This window comes from Streptomyces sp. NBC_00162 (assembly GCF_024611995.1).
In the GTDB taxonomy this organism is placed as follows: Bacteria; Actinomycetota; Actinomycetes; order Streptomycetales; family Streptomycetaceae; genus Streptomyces.
Genome location: NZ_CP102509.1, coordinates 2,536,352 through 2,553,547 on the forward strand (window position 1 = coordinate 2,536,352; position 17,196 = coordinate 2,553,547).

The window sequence follows — 17,196 nt, forward strand, 5'->3', positions numbered from 1 at the left end:
ATTTTACTAGTGGGTGCGAGTCGGCCACAAGGGCCGGGGACGGTCCGATCAGTGCGCGTCCGGGGGAAGTTCGGCGAGCAGGCGCAGCGGGACCGGGCAGGACAGCGGCCGCCGGTCGGGCGCCGGGGCCTCACCGGCGAGGGCGGCCACGGCCGGGCCGCACATCCGGCCCTGGCACCAGCCCATGCCCGCCCGGGTGAGGAGTTTGACCGTACGGGCGTCCCGCGCGCCGAGTTCCCCGGCGGCCTCGCGGATCCGGCCGGCCGGCACCTCCTCGCAGCGGCACACGACGGCGTCGTCCCGGAGCCAGCCGGTCCAGCCGGGGCCCGGGCGGTGGGCGGCGCCCATCGCGTCGGCGAAGGCGCGCAGCCGCGCGCGGCGGCGGACGAGCCCGGCGGGGGCGGGCCGTCCGGCGATCGAGTGGGCCGCGATCTCCCCTTCGGCGAGGGCGAGTCCGGCGCCGCCGATGCCGCCTGTCTCGCCCGCGGACCAGACACCGGGGACGGAGGTCCGCATCCCGGCGTCCAGCTCGAGGGCCACGGTGCCGTCGGGGCTGCGGCGGGTGGCGCAGCCGAGGCCGGTGGCGAGCTCCAGCTGGGGCACCAGGCCGTGGCCGACGGCGAGGGCGTCGCAGGGGATCCGGCGGGCGGTACCGGGCAGCGGGCGCCAGTCGCGGTCGAGGCGGGCGACGGTGACGGCCTCGACCCGGTCGGTGCCGTGGGCCTCGGTGACGGCGTGCCGGGTGAGGAGGCGGATGCGGTGCCTGGCCAGCGCGGCGCCGTAGGCGGCGGCCTCGGCGAGCTTGCCGGGGTTGCGCAGCAGCACCGGGGTCCGGGCGGCGTACGCGATGTAGGCGGCGGCCTCGACGACCGCGGGGACGGTGGCTCCCGCGGCGGCGAGGGACCCGGCCACCGCGAGCAGCAGCGGGCCGCTCCCGGCGACGACCACGCGCTTGCCGGGCAGTACGAGCCCGGCCTTGAGCATGGCCTGGGCCCCGCCGGCCCCGACGACCCCGGGCAGGGTCCAGCCGGGGAAGGGCAGTTGGCGCTCGTAGGCGCCGGTGGCGATGAGCAGGGCGCGGGCGTGGACCGCCGCCGCGCGCTCCTCCGGCCCCGCGACGGCGTGCAGCACCCAGTGGCCGCCGTCCGGCACCACGGTCCACACGTGGTGGGCCGTCAGGTACGTGATGCGGCCCGCCGACACGTGGGCGCGCAGGGCGGCTTCGCGGGTGGCGAACTCGGGCCAGGCGTGGTGGAGGGCCTCGGGGCGGGCGGCGCCGAGGCCGGGCGCGGGGTGCCGGTAGAACTGCCCGCCGGGCTGCTCCCCCGCGTCGAGGAGGGTGACGCGCAGGCCGAGGCCGGCGGCCGTGACGGCTGCGGCCAGGCCGGCCGGTCCGGCGCCGACGACGGCGAGGTCGGCGAGGTCGGCGGGCCCGGAGGCGTCCGGCTCAGACGGCGAGGTCGGCATGGCCGGTTCCCTCCTGGGTGGTGACGGTGTCCCCCGGTCGGGCGGGGACCAGGCAGGCCCGCTGGTTCGGGCGGCCGTTGACGGTGACGAGGCAGTCGTAGCAGCTGCCGATCCCGCAGAAGGCGCCGCGCGGGGCGCCGCCCTCGCGGGTGGTGCGCCAGGCGAGGATCCCGGCCGACCACAGCACGGCGGCGATGGACTGGCCCTCCTGCGCAGGCAGTTCGCGGCCGTCGAAGCCGATGGTGTGGGCGGACAACGGGCTGCCGCCGACGAGCGAGCGGGGGGTGCGGTCGCGGTCGTGTGCCTTCATCGGGACGCCTCCGCGGCTCGGTCGGGAAATCGGTCGGGACGGAACGGGGCCAGGGAGACCGCCGGTTCGGCTCCCGTCAGGGCGGCTGCGATCAGGGCGCCGGTGGCCGGGGCCAGGCCGATGCCCGCGCCCTCGTGCCCGCAGGCGTGCAGCAGTCCGGGACGGCGCGGGTCCGGGCCGATCGCCGGGAGGTGGTCGGGGAGGTAGGGGCGGAAGCCGTGATAGGTGCGCAGCACCCGGACGTCCGCGAGGACCGGGAAGAGGGCCGCCGCCTGGGCGGCGAGGCGGCGCAGGGCCTCCGTGGACAGGGTGCGGTCGAAGCCGACGCGTTCGCGGGTGGCCCCGATCAGGACCGGGCCCGCCGGGGTGCCCTCGACCACGGCCGAGGACTGCAGGGCCGCGGAGCCGCTGGCGACGTCCGCGATGTAGTCGGCGGCGTAGACCTTGTGCCGGACCATCCTGGGCAGCGGCTCGGTCACCAGCACGAAGCCGCGGCGCGGGAGGACGGGCAGGCTCACGCCCGCGAGCTCCGCGACGGCCCCGGCCCAGGTGCCCGCCGCGTTCACCACGGCGGGGGCCAGGAGTTCGCGGCGCGCGGTGCGGACCCCGCAGACGGCCTCGCCGGAGCGCACGAAGCCCGTCACCTCCTCGCCGAGGTGGACCTCGGCGCCCGACGCGGCCAGCAGCCGGGCCGCCGCCTGGGCGGGCTGGACCTGGGCGTCCTGCGGGTAGCGGAAGCCTCCCGCGAGGCCCGGGGCCAGATGGGGCTCCAGGGTGCGCAGGTCGCCAGCCGCCGCCTCGATCGCGTCGACCCCGGCCTTGCGCTGGCCTTCGGCGAAGCTCCGCAGGGCTTCGAGCGAAGCCTGGTCCGGGGCGACGACGAGGCCGCCCTTGGCCTCGTACTCGATCTCCTGCGGGAGGACGGCGGCGAGCTCGCGCCACAGCCCGGTGGAGAGCAGGGCGAGGTCGAGCTCCGGGCCCGCCTCCTTGTCGGAGACGAGCAGGTTGCCTTCGCCGGCGCCCGTCGTGCCGCCCGCGACCGGGCCTCGGTCGACCACGGCCACGGAGAGTCCGGCGCGGGCCGCGTAGTACGCGCACGCCGCTCCGACGACGCCGGCGCCGATGATGACGGCGTCCAGGGAGTGTCTCTTGAGCACGACAGTAATATGTCACATTCTTTAGTGGCTGCCCAGACCGGCCCTCCGAGGAGGGCCGGTCCGGTAGGGATCAGCTGCGGAGCGGGCCCTCACAGCTGTAACTCGACGTACCCGCCACCTTGTTCGACCAGATCTCCACCGGCCCGAAGGAGCAGTTCATGTCGGCCAGGTTGTTGGAGGCCGTACCGGAGCGGTCGAGTATGAAGTAGTCGACCGTCTCGGACATGTCCTTGAAGTTCTGGTCGTCACTGCGCCAGTTCTTCAGGTTCGCGGTGATCCGCCCGGTACAGGTGAAGCGGCGCTTGCCGGGGTCGCCGTTCTCCACGCAGTCCGGGGTGCTGTAGGTGGCCGTGGCGAAGGAGGACTTCACCGAGGCCAGCGCCGAGTCGCGCAGCTGGTCGTTGGGGGTGAAGGAGGTGTTCGGCACGAAGAGCTGGTCCACCTTGGCGATCTGCGCGTCCAGGAAGCGGTCGTAGTCGCGCTGGAGGTAGGTGTCGGCGCCCATCCGGTGGCGCCAGGCGTCGTACGCCGCGACGTCGTTGTTGCGGAGGTGGGTGTACATCTCACGCAGCAGCGTGGGCTTCTCGGTCCACAGGAACTCGAAGAAGGTGCCGGCGTAGCTGTAGAAGCGGAAGCCGTCGCCGTCGTAGGTGGCGTTCAGCAGCTGCTCGACGGACATGCGCGGGCCGCCGCCCGAGGTGTCGCTGATGATGCTCTTGACCAGGGACTTGCGGACGGCGATGCCGTTGTCGCGGGTGGCGCCGTCGAAGAACTCGGCCGTGCCCTCGTCCATGGCGGTCGTACGGTCGCCCTCGTACCAGGGGCCTTCGCCGAAGAAGCCGGGGACGGCGAAGCGGCCGTTGAGGTAGTGCGTGTACTCGTGGCGGAAGAGCTCCTCGAGGGTGAGGGAGGAGTCCTGCGGGACGCGGCGCTGGTAGGTGTAGAAGGTGGCGCCGTTCTCGATGTAGATGCCACCGTTGTTGGTGCCGTAGCCGGTCAGGATCGGGTGGTAGTTCTCGTAGTCGGCGCGGGAGGCGTAGAGCACGATGTTCAGGGTGGTGTTGGGGTCTCCGGCGAGCGGCTGGTCCGTGCCGAGGACCCGGTGGTACTGGGTCTTGACCTGCTTGCTGGCGTAGTAGAGCTGGTCGACGGTGGCCCGGTCGAGGGCGGTGCGGACCTTGATGGCGCCGTTGTCGTAGGTGAAGGTGTTCGGGAAGAGCTGCTTCTCGATGTCCTCCTTGCAGACCCCGTACTGCTTGCACGCCTGGTAGTAGTTGAGCCAGGAGACGAGCTTGGCCCACGGCTCGCTGCCGAAGGCGGACTTCACCGGCCCCAGCAGGGCGCCGAGGTCGGCGACGACCTGGTCCTTGAGGGCCGGGATCTGGCCGAAGCGGCCGTACTCGCCGAGTGCGTCGCGCACCACCCAGGCGTTGCCGGTGCCCTTGAGGTGGGTGTAGCCCGAGAAGGCCTTGAAGACCGCGCGGTACGCGGGGTCGGCCGCCACCGCCGCCTGGAAGGCGGTGTCGTGGTTGCCGTCGTAGACGCCGAGGTAGTTGACGGAGAGGCCGGCGAGCGCCGCGCCCGCCCAGCCGGCGTCCAGGTGGGTGGCCGGGTGGGCCGGGTCCATGGTGGCCAGGACCTTCTTGATGAGGCCCAGCTGGTGCTGGCGCAGGCTCGGTGCGCTGCCGGCGTAGAGGGCCTCGCGCAGGGTGCGGGCGTTGGAGGCCGTGACGTCGAAGGTGTGGGCGGCGCTGCCGAAATCGGCGATGGCCTGGCGCATGGCGTTCACGGTCGGCGCGTCGGTGACGTCGATCTCGTCGCGCGAGTAGTCGTGGTAGGCGACCGCGTGCAGGTAGGTGAACATCTCCTCCAGGTGGGAGGAGTTGCGGCCGTCGTGGGCAGCGGCCAGGCCGGATATCCGACGCGAGACGGCCTGGACGTGCGCATCGGACATCACGGGGGCCAGGCGGGCGTCCCAGGTCCAGATCAGGCCGCGCAGGCAGCCGTCGGCGAGGACGGCCTGGTCGGCGAGGAAGTCGGCGAACTGCTCCGGGCCGAGGCTGGTGATCCCGTCGAGGGTGCAGGGGACGCCCGCCGCGACGCTCCGTGCGGTGGGGGCCGTCTGGGCCGCCGCCTTGCGGCTCTTCTCGGTGCGCTCGGCGGGCGCGGAGGCGGCCGTGGCCGCGCCGGGGATCTGCCCGGTGAGGGCCTGCCCGCCGGGGGCCGGGGCGGGGGCGGGGGTCGTCTCGGGGGCGTTGGCGAGGTGGTCGACCTCGTCGAACGGGTTCGCGGCGGGCGCCGGGTCGGTCTGGGCCCCGGCGAACGTGGCCGGCACCGGGGCTTCCGCGGCCTGCGTGGTGGCCTGCCCGGCGGAGGCGAGGAGCGTCACAGCGACGGCGGAGGCGAGGAGGGACGAGCGCACAGCTCTGTGCTTGGACACCGAGAACTCCTGGTTGGAGAGGGTGAGGTGGGGGGTGGTGCGTTGAACGGCCCTGCGTCACACGGCGTTTGACGGGGATTAACGTGCCGAGGTGTGAGCTGTAACATAGTAATGTGAAATTGCACTGACAAGACCTGTGCGACCCCCAGTTCGCATCTTCTTGAGGGAGCCCCCCGTGACCGACACTCCATCCCGCCTCCACACGGGCAGCCACGACCTGCCTGTATCACCGGAGTTGTCCCGTTTCATGGCGGACAACTGGGCCGCCTCCCCGCTGCCCGGCTCCGTCCGCGTCCCCGGCCACGCCGTCACCCCGGCCCGTCGGGCGCGGCTCTCGGCCCGCTTCCCGGGCGAGCGGCTGATCGTCCCGGCCGGCGGGCTGAAGGTCCGCTCCAACGACTGCGACCACCGCTTCCGACCGCACAGCGCCTACGCCTGGCTGACGGGCCTGACCGGCGAGGACCAGGCGGGCCACGTCCTGGTCATGGAACCCTCGGGCCCGCACGCCCACGAGGCGGTGCTGTACCTGCGGCCGCGCTCGCCGCGGGCGGACGGGAACGAGGAGTTCTTCCGCGACCGCCGGTACGGGGAGTTCTGGGTGGGCCGCCGCCCGGACCTGGCGGAGGCGGAACGCCTCACCGGGATCCGCTGCGCGCACCTGGACCTGCTCGGGTCCCCGGCCGGCCGCGACGCGTCCACCGACGCCGAACTCGCCGCCGCCCTCTCGGAGTTGCGCCTGGTGAAGGACGCCTGGGAGGTCGAGCAGCTCCAGCTGGCGGTCGACCACACGACGGCGGGGTTCGAGGACGTCGTACGGGCACTGCCGCGCGCCCTGGCGCACCCGCGCGGGGAGCGGTGGATCGAGGGGGTCTTCGGCCTGCGCGCCCGGGCCGAGGGCAACGGCACCGGGTACGAGACCATCGCGGCGTCCGGCGCGCACGCGTGCACGCTGCACTGGATCCGCAACGACGGCCGGCTGAACGGGGACGAACTGCTGCTCCTGGACGCGGGCGTGGAGACGGACACCCTGTACACGGCGGACATCACCCGCACCCTCCCGCTGTCGGGCCGTTTCACCTCCGTCCAGCGGCAGGTGTACGAACTGGTCCTGGCCGCCCAGGAGGCGGGCATGGCCGCGCTGCGTCCCGGGGCGAGCTTCGGGGACTTCCACCGGGCCGGGATGCGGGTGATCGCGGAGGGCCTGGCGGAGTGGGGCGTCCTGAAGGACGCGGCGGGCGACCTGCACCGGCGGTACACCCTGTGCAGCAGCGGGCACATGCTGGGCCTGGACGTCCACGACTGCGCGAAGGCGCGGGCGGAGACCTACCTGGAAGGGGTCCTGGAGGAGGGTCAGGTCCTCACGGTGGAGCCGGGCCTGTACCTCCAGCCGGACGACGAGACCCTCCCGCCGGAGCTGCGCGGCATCGGGGTCCGCATCGAGGACGACCTGGTCATCACCGCGGACGGCGCCCGCCTGATGTCGGGCGCCCTGCCCCGCACGGTGGCGGGGATCGAGGAGTGGATGGGCCGCCTGCTGGAGGGCTAACCGCTGATCGGGGCGGTGAGGCGGGTGGTGAGTTCCTCGACGAAGGCCTCGAGGTGGGGCGGGCGCGGCCCGGTCCGGGTGGCGCAGAACCACGTACGGGTCAGCGGCTGCTCGCCGATGCGGACCAGCGCGAGGCCGTGCGAGGACACGTAGGGGGCGGCCACCCAGTTGGGGAGCACCGTCACGCCCTGGCCGCCCGCCACCATCTCGATCACCAGGTCCGTCACCACCGGCATGGTGGTGATCCGGCCGGGCCGGGCCCCGGCCGGGATCGGCAGCGGCATCGACGGGATGCGGTTCTGGTCGTAGCCGTCGTAGAGGACCAGGTCGGCGCCGTCGAAATCACGGGCGGTCAGGTGCCCGCGGGAGGCCCACGGGTGTCCGGCGGGCACCACGGCCATCATCTCGTCGTCGAACAGCTTGGTCAGGGACACCCGGTCCATCTGCAGGTCCGGCTTGGTGACCAGCGCGACGTCGACCAGGTCGGCCAGCAGCGCCGGGATCGGGGCGTCGTCGGCGACGGCCTCGATGCGCACGTCGATGTCCGGCTCGCGCTCGCGGAAAGCCCGCAGGACGGGCGGCAGCCACGGGAAGGTGGTGCTGCACTGCGCGGTGAAGCGGACCCGCCGGCCGTGCCCGTCGCGGATCTCCCGCAGGTCACGGGAGGCCGACTCCAGTTCGCCGAGGATCTGGCGGGCGGCGACCAGCAGCCGGCGGCCCGCCGCGTTGGGCACCAGGCGGCGGCCCTTGCGGTCGAAGAGCTGCATGCCGAGGCGGGCCTCGAGCCGGGTGAGCCGCTGGCTGAGGGCCGGCTGGCTCACGTACAGCCGCTCGGCGGCGGCCGTCAGCGAGCCGGCCTCGGCCGTGGCGTCGAGGAGCTCCAGGTCACGCAGGTCCACATCCATAACCTGGGATTATCACACGCTCCAATCTACGTCGTGGTGTTATGGGTTGAGGGTTCATAGGTTCTTGGGTGTCAGCCGGACGAACGAGTCCGCCGATCCGCCCCGAAAGGCACCCACCATGACCACTGCTCTCATCACCGGATCCTCCAGCGGCATCGGCCTGGACATCGCCCGGGCCTTCCTGGCGAGCGGCGCGAACGTCGTCCTGAACGGCCGCGATGCCGACCGCCTCGCCAAGACCGCCGCCGGCCTCGGCCATCCGGAGCGGACCGCGTGGGTCGCGGGCAGCATCGCCGAGCGGGAGACCGGCGAGGCCCTCGTCCGTACGGCTCTGGAGCGCTTCGGCCGCATCGACGTCCTGGTCAACAACGCCGGCACCTTCGCCTCCAAGCCCTTCACCGAGGTCACGGAGGACGAACTCGACGGCTTCCTGACGGGCAACCTCAAGGGCACCTACCTCACCACCCAGGCCGTGGTGCGGGCGCTGCGCGCGCAGGGCGAGGGCGGCAGCATCGTCAACATCGGCACCGTCCTGGTGGACCACGGGCTGGCCGGCTTCCCGGCCAGTGCGCCGGTGGTCAGCAAGGCCGGTGTGCACGGGCTGACCACGAGCCTGGCCGCCGAGCTGGCGGCCGACGGCATCCGCGTCAACCTCGTCTCGCCCGGCATCATCCGCACCCCGCTGCACGAGGGCGCCGACGTGGACACCTTCGGCGGGCTCGCCCTCCTCAACCGGGTCGGGGAGGCCTCCGAGATCGCCGAAGCGGTGCTGTACCTCGCGGGCGCCGGCTTCGTGACCGGCCACGCCCTGCGCGTGGACGGCGGCCACGTCACGGGCCGCTCCTGACCACCCCTGCCTTCCCTCCCTTACGAAAGGACTTCCACCATGCCGTACGTCAACGTCAAGATCACCCGTGAAGGCGCCACCGCCGCCCAGAAGGCCGAGATCATCGCCGGTGTCACCGACCTGCTGGTCAAGGTCCTCGACAAGGACCCGGCCACCACCTTCGTCCTCATCGACGAGGTCGCGCTGGAGGACTGGGGCGTGGCCGGCGTCCCCACGGACGAGTACCGCCGCCGCCCCCGCGGCTAGGCCACCGGGGGCTGCCGCTGCGCGGGGCGATCCCCCACCCCGCCCCTTCTCCCCCAGCTACCGCTGGGAGGTGCCCCCAGAAACCGGGCTCCGCCCGGACCCGCGCCTGGCAGGCTGCACCAGCCGAAATCCAGCCCCGCCGGCGTTTGAGGCGCGGGGTCTGGGGCGGAGCCCCAGCAGCGGCGCCGCAGGGGCAAAGCGGCTACGGTAGGACGGCCACACCGTCGAGTTCGACCAGCGCCTGGTCGTCCCAGAGGCGGACCACCCCGATCACGGCCATCGCCGGATAGTCGCGGCCCGCCAACCTCCGCCAGATCCCACCGAGTTCGCCGGCGCAGCCCCGGTACGCCGCCACGTCCACCGCGTAGACGGTGACACGGGCCAGGTCCCCCGGGGCCCCGCCGGACTCCGCGAGCGCCGTCAGCAGGTTGGACAGGGCCCGCTCGAACTGCTCCGGCAGGGTCTCGCCCACCACCTTGCCCGAGGCGTCCAGCGCCGTCTGGCCGGCCAGGAACACCAGCCTGGAACCGGTCGCCGCCACCGCGTGCGAGAAGCCGGTCGGCGGCGACAGCTCCGCCGGGTTGATCCGCTCGAGGCTCATCGCGCGTCCACCCCCCGGTACAGCTCCTTCGCGATGATCGTGCGCTGCACCTCACTGGCCCCTTCGTAGATCCTGGGCGCCCGCACCTCCCGGTAGAGGTGCTCCAGCAGGTGCCCCCGCCGCAGGGCGACCGCCCCGTGCAGCTGGACCGCGTGGTCCACCACGTACTGGGCGGTCTCCGTGGCCAGGAGTTTCGCCATCGCCGCCCGGCGCGGAACGTCCGGGGAGCCCCCGTCGTAGGCGCCGGCGGCCGCGTACACCAGCAGCCGGGCGGCCTCCGTGCGGGTGGCCATCTCGGCCACCCGGTGCGCCACCGCCTGGAGGTCGCTCAGCCGCCCGCCGAACGCGGCTCGGTCCGCCGTGTACGCGAGCGTCGCGTCGAGCGCGGCCCGCGCCATGCCCACCGCGAACGCCCCGACGCTCGGCCGGAAGAGGTTCAGCGTGTCCATCGCGACCCGGAAGCCCTGCCCGGGCTCACCGAGCAGGTCTTCGCGGCCCACGGGGACCCCGTCGAAGGCCAGCGAGCCGATCGGATGCGGGGACAGCATGTCCAGTGCTTCGCCGGTCAGCCCGGGACGGTCCGCCGGGACCAGGAAGGCCGACACCCCCTTGGCCCCCGGCCCCTCCCCCGTCCGGGCGAACACGGTGTAGAAGTCCGCCTCGGGCGCGTTGGAGATCCAGCACTTCTCGCCGCCGAGCCGCCAGCCGCCACCGGAATCGGGGGTGGCCGCCAGCGCCAGCGCCGCCGCGTCCGAACCGGCCCCCGGCTCGCTCAGGGCGAAGGCCGCCACCGCCCGCCCGGCACGCACCTGCGGCAGCCATCGCTCGCGCTGCGCCTCGCTGCCCGCCCGCAGCACCGGGTACGCCCCCAGCCCCTGCAGGGCGAGCGCCGTCTCGGCCTCCGTGCAGCCGTAGGCGAGCGACTCCCGCAGCAGGCACAGTTCCAGCGCGCCCGAGGCGAACACCCGCTCCAGCAGGCCCAGCTCCCCCAGCGCCGCGAGCAGCGGCCGGTTGACCCGCCCCGGTTCCCCCTTCTCGGCCAGCGGCCTCAGCCGGTCGGCCGCCAGTGCGCGCAACTGCCCGCACCAGTCCTCCTGGTCCACCCCGAGCGCGAATCCGGTCATCCGAACATCCCCGCTTCTATCGCGTCCTGTTGACTGCCGTCACCATCACGATACGCTCGTGCTGCACGGCCGGCTCCACCCCACCCGGGACCGTCGCAAGGGGGCGAACCCGCCTTGGATCTCAAGCCTTCCGCTCACGCCGACACCTTTGCGCGCGATCATCTGCCGCCCCCGGACACCTGGCCGGAACTCCTCTTCGAACTGCCCGAACTGGCCTATCCGGACCGCCTGAACTGCGCGGCCGAGCTGCTCGACGCCACCATCGCCCGGTTCGGGCCGGGCGGCGCCGATCGCCCCGCCTTCCGCAGCGCCGCGGGCGAGGTGTGGACGTACGGCGGGCTGCGCGAGCGCGTGGACCGCCTCGCCCACGTGCTGACCGTCGATCTCGGCGTCGTCCCCGGCAACCGGGTGCTCCTGCGCGGACCCACCGGCCCCTGGCTCGCCGCCTGCTGGCTCGCGGTGGTCAAGGCGGGCGCGGTGGCGGTCACCGTACTGCCCCAGCAGCGCGCCCAGGAGCTCGCCACTGTCTGCGCGATGGCCCGGGTGGGTCACGCCCTGTGCCATGCGGGCGTACTGGACGACCTGGTCAAGGCCGAGGTGCCGGGGCTGCGGATCACCGCGTACGGAGGCGAGGCCCCGGACGATCTGCTGCGCCTGGCCGAAGGGCATGCCGGCCGGCCGTTCCCCGCCGCCCCGACCTCCTGCGACGACGTCGCCCTGATCGCCTTCACCTCGGGAACCACCGGACGGCCCAAGGGGTGCATGCACTTCCACCGCGACGTGCTCTCCGTCGCCGACACCTTCTCCCGCACCGTGCTGCGCCCCCGCCCTGACGACGTCTTCGCGGGCAGCCCGCCGCTCGGATTCACGTTCGGGCTGGGCGGGCTGGTCGTCTTCCCGCTGCGGGCCGGGGCGTCCGCGCTGCTGCTGGAGGAGGCCGGGCCCCGGCACCTGCTGCCCGCGCTCGCCGCGCACCGGGTGACGGTGCTGTTCACGGCGCCCACCGCGTACCGGGCGATGCTGGACGCGCTGGGCCCGTACGACGTGGGCATGTACGACCTCTCCGCACTGCGCCGCTGCGTCTCGGCCGGGGAGAACCTCCCCGCCGCGACCTGGCGGGCCTGGTACGAGCGCACCGGCCTGCGGATCATCAACGGCATCGGGGCCACGGAACTGCTGCACATCTTCATCTCCGCCGCCGACGAGGACATCCGTCCGGGTACCACCGGCCGGGTGGTCCCGGGCTGGCAGGCACGGGTGGTGGACCACTCCGGCCGCCCGGTCGCCGACAACGAGCCGGGCCTGCTGGCCGTGCGCGGCCCGGTGGGCTGCCGCTACCTGGCCGACCCACGGCAGGGGGAGTACGTACGGGGCGGCTGGAACCTGACCGGTGACACCTATGTACGCGATCCGGAGGGCTACTTCCGCTACGTCGCCCGCGCCGACGACATGATCATCTCGGCGGGGTACAACATCGCGGGCCCGGAGGTGGAGGAGGCCCTGCTGCGCCACCCGGACGTGGTGGAGGCCGCGGTGGTGGGCCGCCCGGACGAGCGACGCGGACAGGTCGTCGTGGCGTACACCGTCACACGTGAGGGTGTGGTGCTCACGGAGGAGGACCTGCGCACCTTCATGCGGACCGAACTGGCCCCCCACAAGTGCCCGCGCTCCTTCGTCTTCCTCCCCGCCCTCCCCCGGACCGCCACGGGCAAGCTGCAACGGTTCATGCTGCGGGATCTAAAGTGAAGCCGTGGTCGAGCAGCACACTCCGCGATCCCTGATCGTCACGTTCTACGGAGCCTACGGGCGGGCCTTCGAGGGCCCGGTCCCGGTGTCCGCGCTGGTCCGCCTGCTGGGCGCGGCCGGCGTGGACGCCCCGTCGGTCCGCTCGTCGGTGTCCCGGCTGAAGCGGCGCGGCTTCGTGCTGCCCGCGCGCGCGGCGGACGGTTCGGCGGCGTACGAGCTCTCCGCGGAGGCGCGGCAGCTGCTGGACGACGGCGACCGCCGGATCTACGGGACGCCGGCCGACGGGGCGGGGCCGGCTGACGACTGGCTGGTGGCCGTGTTCTCCGTCCCCGAGCAGGAGCGGCACAAGCGGCACCTGCTGCGCTCCCGCCTGGCCCGGCTCGGCTTCGGCACGGTGGCCCCGGGCGTGTGGATCGCCCCGGCCCGGCTGTACGGGGAGACGGAGCACACGCTGGAGCGGCTGCACCTGACGCCGTACGTGGAACTCTTCCGGGGCGCCCACCTCGGCTTCGCCCCGACCGCCGAGGCCGTGGCCCGCTGGTGGGACCTGACGGCCCTGGCCAAGCAGCACGAGGAGTTCCTCGACCTCCACGGACCCGCCTTGCGCGCCCTCCGGTCGGGCCCCGGGCCGACGCCGGAGGAGGCCTACCGCGGCTACCTCCTCTCCCTGGACAGCTGGCGCCGCCTGCCGTACGCCGACCCGGGCCTGCCGCGCGCACTCCTCCCCGCGGACTGGCCGGGCGACCGTGCGGCGGCGGTCTTCGCCGAACTGCACGCACGGCTGCGGGACCTGGGCGCGCGCTTCGCCGGGCAGTGACGCCGAAAACCCGCGTGCGCCGGGGCCCTTCGCCGCGCCAGGATGGGCCATGACTTGGACCTTCACCTCAGACTTGGCGGCCTATCTGGCCGCAGCGGGCCCGGCCGTGGCCGCACAGCCCGTGCCCAACACCCTCCTGCTGACCGTGGCCGACGCGCTGGAGCGGCGCGGGCCGCACGCCTACGGGCCGGCCGACCCCCTCTTCGGCTGGTGGACCGGGGCCGACGGAACCGTCTCGGGGGCGCTACTGTGCACCCCTCCGTATCCGCTGCAGCTCGGTGCGCTGCCCGAGCAGGCGGTGCGGGCGCTGTCGGCCGCACTGGCCACCGAGCCGCTGCTCGCCGGGGTCAGCGGCATCAGCGCCCGGCGCCGCGACGCGGACGCGCTGGCCGGGGCGTGGGGGCGGCCGTTCCGGGTCGCCGAGGAGAACCGCCTGTACCGGCTGGCGGGGCTGACCGCCCCGGATCCCGCACCGGCCGGGCGGGCCCGGCCCGCCACCGGGGCGGATCTCCCGCTGCTGCTGGAGTGGATCGAGGCCTTCAACTCGGAGGTGGGCCAGCCGGGCGAAGCCTCCGAAGCCGCCCTGCGCGACCGGATCTCCTACGGCGGCATCCTGCTCTGGGAGCACGACGGCGCCCCCGTCTCGCTGGCGTCCTTCTCCCGCCCGATCGGTTCGGCCGCCCGCGTCGGCCCCGTCTACACCCCGCCGGAGCTCCGCGGCCGCGGCTACGCCGCCGGGGTTACGCACGCGGTGAGCGAAGCGGCGTACGCGGCGGGCGCCTCGGAGGTCCTGCTCTTCACGGACCTGGCCAACCCGACCAGCAACGGCATCTACCTGCGCCTGGGCTACACCCCGGTCGAGGACCGCGCCGAGGTCGCCCTGACGTAGCGGGCCTCAGCCGCGTCCCGTCGGGGGTTTGCGGCTGCCGGCCCGGTAGGGCAGCGGCCAGGGCGCGGCCGGGCCCTCGTAGGACTGGTCGGCGGCCGCGTGCAGGGTCCAGTGCGGGTCGTATAGGTGGGGCCGGCCGACGGCGCACAGGTCCGCGCGCCCGGCCAGGAGCAGGGAGTTCACGTCGTCCCAGGAGGAGATGGCGCCGACGGCGATGACGGGGACGCCCAGCGCGTTGCGGATCCGGTCGGCGTACGGGGTCTGGTACGAACGCCCGTACTCCGGGGCCTCGTCCGAGACGACCTGGCCGGTCGAGACGTCGATGGCATCCGCGCCACGGGCGGCGAAGGCGGCCGCGATGTCGACGGCCTCCTGCGGGGACGTGCCGCCCGGCGCCCAGTCGGCGGCCGAGAGGCGGACCGTCATCGGCCGGTCCTCGGGCCACACGGCGCGGACCGCGTCGAAGACCTCCAGCGGGAAGCGGAGCCGGTTCTCAAGGCTGCCGCCGTAGGCGTCCGTGCGGCGGTTGGTCAGCGGTGACAGGAACCCGGAGAGCAGGTAGCCGTGGGCGCAGTGCAGTTCCAGCAGGTCGAAGCCGCAGTCGGCGGCGCGGACCGCGGCGGCCGCGAACTCGGAGCGGACCGCGTCCATCTCCCCCCGTGTCAGGGCGCGCGGGACCGCGGAGACGCCCGGCCGGTAGGGCAGTTCGGAGGCGGCCACCAGCGGCCAGTTGCCCTCCGGGAGGGGGTCGTCCATCCCCTCCCACATCACCCGGGTGGAGCCCTTGCGGCCCGAGTGCCCGAGCTGGACGCCGAGTGCGGTGCCGGGCGCCGAGGTGTGCACGAAGTCGGTGATCCGCTGCCAGGCGGCGGCCTGTTCCCGGGTGTACAGGCCGGTGCAGCCGGGGGTGATCCGGCCCTCGGCGCTGACGCACACCATCTCCGTCATGACCAGGGCGGCCCCGCCGAGCGCCCGCGCGCCCAGGTGCACCAGGTGGAAGTCGCCGGGGACCCCGTCCTCGGCCGAGTACATGTCCATGGGCGAGACGACGACCCGGTTGCGCAGGGTCAGCCCGCGCAGGGTGAACGGGGTGAACATCGGCGGGGTCTGCTCGTCGGGGCAGCCGAAGTCCCGTTCCACGGACCGCGTGAACCGTTCGTCGCGCAGGCGCAGGTTGTCGTGGGTGACCCGGCGGCTGCGGGTGAGCAGGTTGAAGGCGAACTGCCGGGCGGGCTGGCCGGTGTATCCGGCGATCTCCTCGAACCAGCGCATGCTGGCGGCCGCGGCCCGCTGGGTGCTGGCGACCGCCGGCCGCCGCGCCGCCTCGTACGCCGCGAGCGCGGCGGGTACGTCCGGCTCGGTGCGGACGGCTTCGGCCAGGGCGAGGGCGTCCTCCACGGCGAGTTTGGTGCCGGACCCGATGGAGAAGTGCGCGGTGTGGGCGGCATCGCCGAGCAGGGCCACGTTCCCGTGCGACCAGCGCTCGTTCACGACGGTACGGAACCGGGTCCAGGCGGAGCGGTTGCCGTGCAGCGGCCGTCCGCGCAGGGCTTCGCCGAAGATCTTGGCGCAGCGGGCCGCCGACTCGTTCTCGTCGCACAGGTCGAAGCCGGCCGCCCGCCACACCTCCTCGCGCATCTCGACGATCACGGTGGAGGCGTCCGCCGCATAGGGGTAGGCGTGCAGCTGCATCACCCCGTGCTCGGTCTCCGCGATCTCGAAGCGGAAGGCGTCGAAGGCGAAGTCGGCGGCGAGCCAGATGTAGTGGCACCGCCCGCCCGTCACGGTCGGCGCGAACCGGTCGGCCCCGGCCTCGCGGGTCGCGCTGTGCACCCCGTCCGCCGCGACCACCAGGTCGTACGAGCCCGCGAGCGCGAAGGCGTCGGGGGCCTCGGCACGGAAGCGGAGCCGGACGCCCAGACCGGCGCAGCGCTCGTGCAGGATCTCCAGCAGCCGGCGCCGGCCGAGGGCCGCGAAGCCGTGGCCGCCGGAGGTCAGCAGCCGGCCCCGGTGCACGATGTCCACGTCGTCCCAGCGCACGAACTCCGCACTCAGGGCCGCGTACACGACGGAGTCGGCCTGCTCGATCCCGCCGAGCGTCTCGTCGGAGAGGACCACCCCGAAGCCGAAGGTGTCGTCCGGCGCGTTCCGTTCCCAGACCTCGACGGTGTGGCCCTGGCGGGCCAGCAGCGCGGCGGCGTACAGCCCGCCCGGTCCCCCGCCGACGACGGCGACCCGCATGGCGTCCGCGGACATGTGGCTACCTGCCCTTCCACTCCGGCGGCCGCTTCCCGGTGAAGGCGGCGTGGAACTCCGCGTAGTCCTGGCCGTTCATCAGCAGGGCCTGGGTGTTGGCGTCCAGCTCCACGGACGCGGCCAGCGGCATGTCGAGCTCGACGGTGAGCAGCGCCTTGGTCTGCGCGTAGGCGAGGGCGGGCCCGGCGGCGAGGTGCGCGGCGAGTTCGGCGGCCCGTACGTGGGCCTTGCCCTCCTCGGTGAGCTCGCTGAGCAGGCCGATCCGCTCGGCCTCGGGGGCGCGTACGGGCTCTCCGAGCATCAGCAGCCGGGTGGCGTGGCCGAGGCCGACGACACGGGGCAGCAGGTAGGCGGCGCCCATGTCCCCGCCGGAGAGGCCGACGCGGGTGAAGAGGAAGGCGAAGCGGGCGGTGGGGTCGGCGATCCGGAAGTCGGCGGCGAGCGCGAGGACGGCTCCGGCTCCGGCGGCCACCCCGTGCACGGCGGCGATCACCGGGAAGGGGCATTCGCGGATGGCGCGCACGACCTGGCCGGTCATCCGGTTGAAGTCGAGGAGCTGGGCGGTGTCCATGGCGAGGGTGGCGCCGATGATCTCGTCCACGTCGCCGCCGGAGCAGAAGCCGCGTCCCTCGCCGCCGAGCACGAGGGCGCGTACGGACCGCTCACGGGACAGTTCGGCCAGGAGGTCGCGCAGGTCGGCGTAGGCGCCGAAGGTGAGCGCGTTGAGCTTGTCGGGGCGGTCGAGGGTGACGGTGGCCACGCCGTCCTGCCGGGTCACCCGCAGGTGGCGCCACCGTTCTGTCGCTTCTGTGGAACCGGTGAAGGGGCTCACACGATCGACGGTA

General features: G+C 73.8%; 15 protein-coding genes. 6 read left to right on the plus strand and 9 right to left on the minus strand.

Translation table 11 applies throughout. The features are described from left to right. Positions 1–48 precede the first annotated feature (48 nt). The 4 genes from JIW86_RS11980 to JIW86_RS11995 all read right to left on the minus strand — a co-directional run bounded on the left by JIW86_RS11980 (position 49) and on the right by JIW86_RS11995 (position 5,374). On the minus strand, positions 49–1,467 hold the full coding sequence (locus tag JIW86_RS11980; RefSeq protein WP_257553741.1) for an NAD(P)/FAD-dependent oxidoreductase: 1,419 nt from the start codon (positions 1,465–1,467) through the stop codon (positions 49–51). Next, on the minus strand, positions 1,448–1,777 hold the full coding sequence (locus JIW86_RS11985) for a (2Fe-2S)-binding protein (protein WP_257553742.1): 330 nt from the start codon (positions 1,775–1,777) through the stop codon (positions 1,448–1,450). Before JIW86_RS11985 ends, JIW86_RS11980 begins: the two co-directional genes overlap by 20 nt. Then, positions 1,774–2,934, minus strand: coding sequence for an NAD(P)/FAD-dependent oxidoreductase (locus JIW86_RS11990; RefSeq protein ID WP_257553743.1), 1,161 nt, complete (start codon positions 2,932–2,934; stop codon positions 1,774–1,776). The genes JIW86_RS11985 and JIW86_RS11990 overlap by 4 nt, the downstream gene beginning before the upstream one ends. A 70-nt stretch (positions 2,935–3,004) precedes the next feature. Next, positions 3,005–5,374 (minus strand): collagenase, encoded by a 2,370-nt coding sequence (locus JIW86_RS11995; RefSeq protein WP_257553744.1) that lies wholly within the window; start codon positions 5,372–5,374, stop codon positions 3,005–3,007. 175 nt (positions 5,375–5,549) lie between these two features. On the opposite strand from JIW86_RS11995, the gene JIW86_RS12000 reads away from it, so the two are divergent. Continuing rightward, a complete protein-coding gene (locus JIW86_RS12000; RefSeq protein WP_257553745.1) occupies positions 5,550–6,920 on the plus strand; it encodes an aminopeptidase P family protein in 1,371 nt (456 codons plus the stop codon). Here the strand turns inward: JIW86_RS12000 and JIW86_RS12005 are convergent. After that, on the minus strand, positions 6,917–7,825 hold the full coding sequence (locus JIW86_RS12005; RefSeq protein ID WP_257553746.1) for a LysR family transcriptional regulator: 909 nt from the start codon (positions 7,823–7,825) through the stop codon (positions 6,917–6,919). The two genes, JIW86_RS12000 and JIW86_RS12005, sit on opposite strands and share 4 nt — an antisense overlap. 118 nt (positions 7,826–7,943) lie before the next feature. On the opposite strand from JIW86_RS12005, the gene JIW86_RS12010 reads away from it, so the two are divergent. Together JIW86_RS12010 and JIW86_RS12015 are read left to right on the plus strand one after the other, a co-directional pair. Next, entirely contained in the window at positions 7,944–8,672 is a 729-nt protein-coding gene (locus JIW86_RS12010; protein ID WP_257553747.1) for an SDR family NAD(P)-dependent oxidoreductase, read from the plus strand. Positions 8,673–8,711: 39 nt separating this feature from the next. Then, positions 8,712–8,918: a tautomerase family protein gene (locus JIW86_RS12015; RefSeq protein ID WP_215142347.1), complete on the plus strand. Its 207-nt coding sequence runs from the start codon at positions 8,712–8,714 to the stop codon at positions 8,916–8,918. Between the two features lie 202 nt (positions 8,919–9,120). Here JIW86_RS12015 and JIW86_RS12020 read toward each other — a convergent pair whose 3' ends face one another. Next, positions 9,121–9,519, minus strand: a complete 399-nt coding sequence (locus JIW86_RS12020) for a RidA family protein (protein WP_257553748.1) — start codon at positions 9,517–9,519, stop codon at positions 9,121–9,123. Continuing rightward, complete coding sequence (locus JIW86_RS12025) at positions 9,516–10,643, minus strand: acyl-CoA dehydrogenase family protein (protein ID WP_257553749.1); 1,128 nt, start codon at positions 10,641–10,643, stop codon at positions 9,516–9,518. The genes JIW86_RS12020 and JIW86_RS12025 overlap by 4 nt, the downstream gene beginning before the upstream one ends. A gap of 114 nt (positions 10,644–10,757) precedes the next feature. Here JIW86_RS12025 and JIW86_RS12030 point away from each other — a divergent pair, with 114 nt between their 5' ends. Genes JIW86_RS12030 through JIW86_RS12040 form a run of 3 tightly spaced genes read left to right on the plus strand, consistent with a single transcriptional unit; the run spans position 10,758 to position 14,095 of the window. Next, complete coding sequence (locus JIW86_RS12030; protein ID WP_322975517.1) at positions 10,758–12,389, plus strand: AMP-binding protein; 1,632 nt, start codon at positions 10,758–10,760, stop codon at positions 12,387–12,389. A 4-nt stretch (positions 12,390–12,393) separates the two neighbouring features. Beyond that, positions 12,394–13,206, plus strand: a complete 813-nt coding sequence (locus tag JIW86_RS12035; protein ID WP_257553750.1) for a PaaX family transcriptional regulator C-terminal domain-containing protein — start codon at positions 12,394–12,396, stop codon at positions 13,204–13,206. A gap of 49 nt (positions 13,207–13,255) precedes the next feature. Further along, the gene (locus JIW86_RS12040; RefSeq protein WP_257553751.1) at positions 13,256–14,095 is read left to right on the plus strand and encodes a GNAT family N-acetyltransferase; all 840 of its coding nucleotides are present in this window, start codon (positions 13,256–13,258) and stop codon (positions 14,093–14,095) included. 6 nt (positions 14,096–14,101) lie between these two features. Here JIW86_RS12040 and JIW86_RS12045 read toward each other — a convergent pair whose 3' ends face one another. Together JIW86_RS12045 and JIW86_RS12050 are read right to left on the minus strand one after the other, a co-directional pair. Further along, a complete protein-coding gene (locus tag JIW86_RS12045) occupies positions 14,102–16,351 on the minus strand; it encodes a bifunctional salicylyl-CoA 5-hydroxylase/oxidoreductase (RefSeq protein WP_257553752.1) in 2,250 nt (749 codons plus the stop codon). Positions 16,352–16,355: 4 nt separating this feature from the next. Further along, on the minus strand, positions 16,356–17,183 hold the full coding sequence (locus JIW86_RS12050; RefSeq protein ID WP_257553753.1) for an enoyl-CoA hydratase family protein: 828 nt from the start codon (positions 17,181–17,183) through the stop codon (positions 16,356–16,358). Between the last annotated feature and the right edge of the window lie 13 nt (positions 17,184–17,196).

Excerpts from the sequence above, each read along its gene's own strand:
- JIW86_RS11985 (WP_257553742.1), bottom strand. The coding sequence starts at position 1,777 with ATGAAGGCACACGACCGCGACCGCACCCCCCGCTCGCTCGTCGGCGGC.
- JIW86_RS12025 (WP_257553749.1), bottom strand. The coding sequence starts at position 10,643 with ATGACCGGATTCGCGCTCGGGGTGGACCAGGAGGACTGGTGCGGGCAG.
- JIW86_RS12020 (WP_257553748.1), bottom strand. The coding sequence starts at position 9,519 with ATGAGCCTCGAGCGGATCAACCCGGCGGAGCTGTCGCCGCCGACCGGC.
- JIW86_RS12045 (WP_257553752.1), bottom strand. The coding sequence starts at position 16,351 with ATGTCCGCGGACGCCATGCGGGTCGCCGTCGTCGGCGGGGGACCGGGC.
- JIW86_RS12005 (WP_257553746.1), bottom strand. The coding sequence starts at position 7,825 with ATGGATGTGGACCTGCGTGACCTGGAGCTCCTCGACGCCACGGCCGAG.
- JIW86_RS12040 (WP_257553751.1), top strand. The coding sequence starts at position 13,256 with ATGACTTGGACCTTCACCTCAGACTTGGCGGCCTATCTGGCCGCAGCG.
- JIW86_RS12015 (WP_215142347.1), top strand. The coding sequence starts at position 8,712 with ATGCCGTACGTCAACGTCAAGATCACCCGTGAAGGCGCCACCGCCGCC.
- JIW86_RS11980 (WP_257553741.1), bottom strand. The coding sequence starts at position 1,467 with ATGCCGACCTCGCCGTCTGAGCCGGACGCCTCCGGGCCCGCCGACCTC.
- JIW86_RS12010 (WP_257553747.1), top strand. The coding sequence starts at position 7,944 with ATGACCACTGCTCTCATCACCGGATCCTCCAGCGGCATCGGCCTGGAC.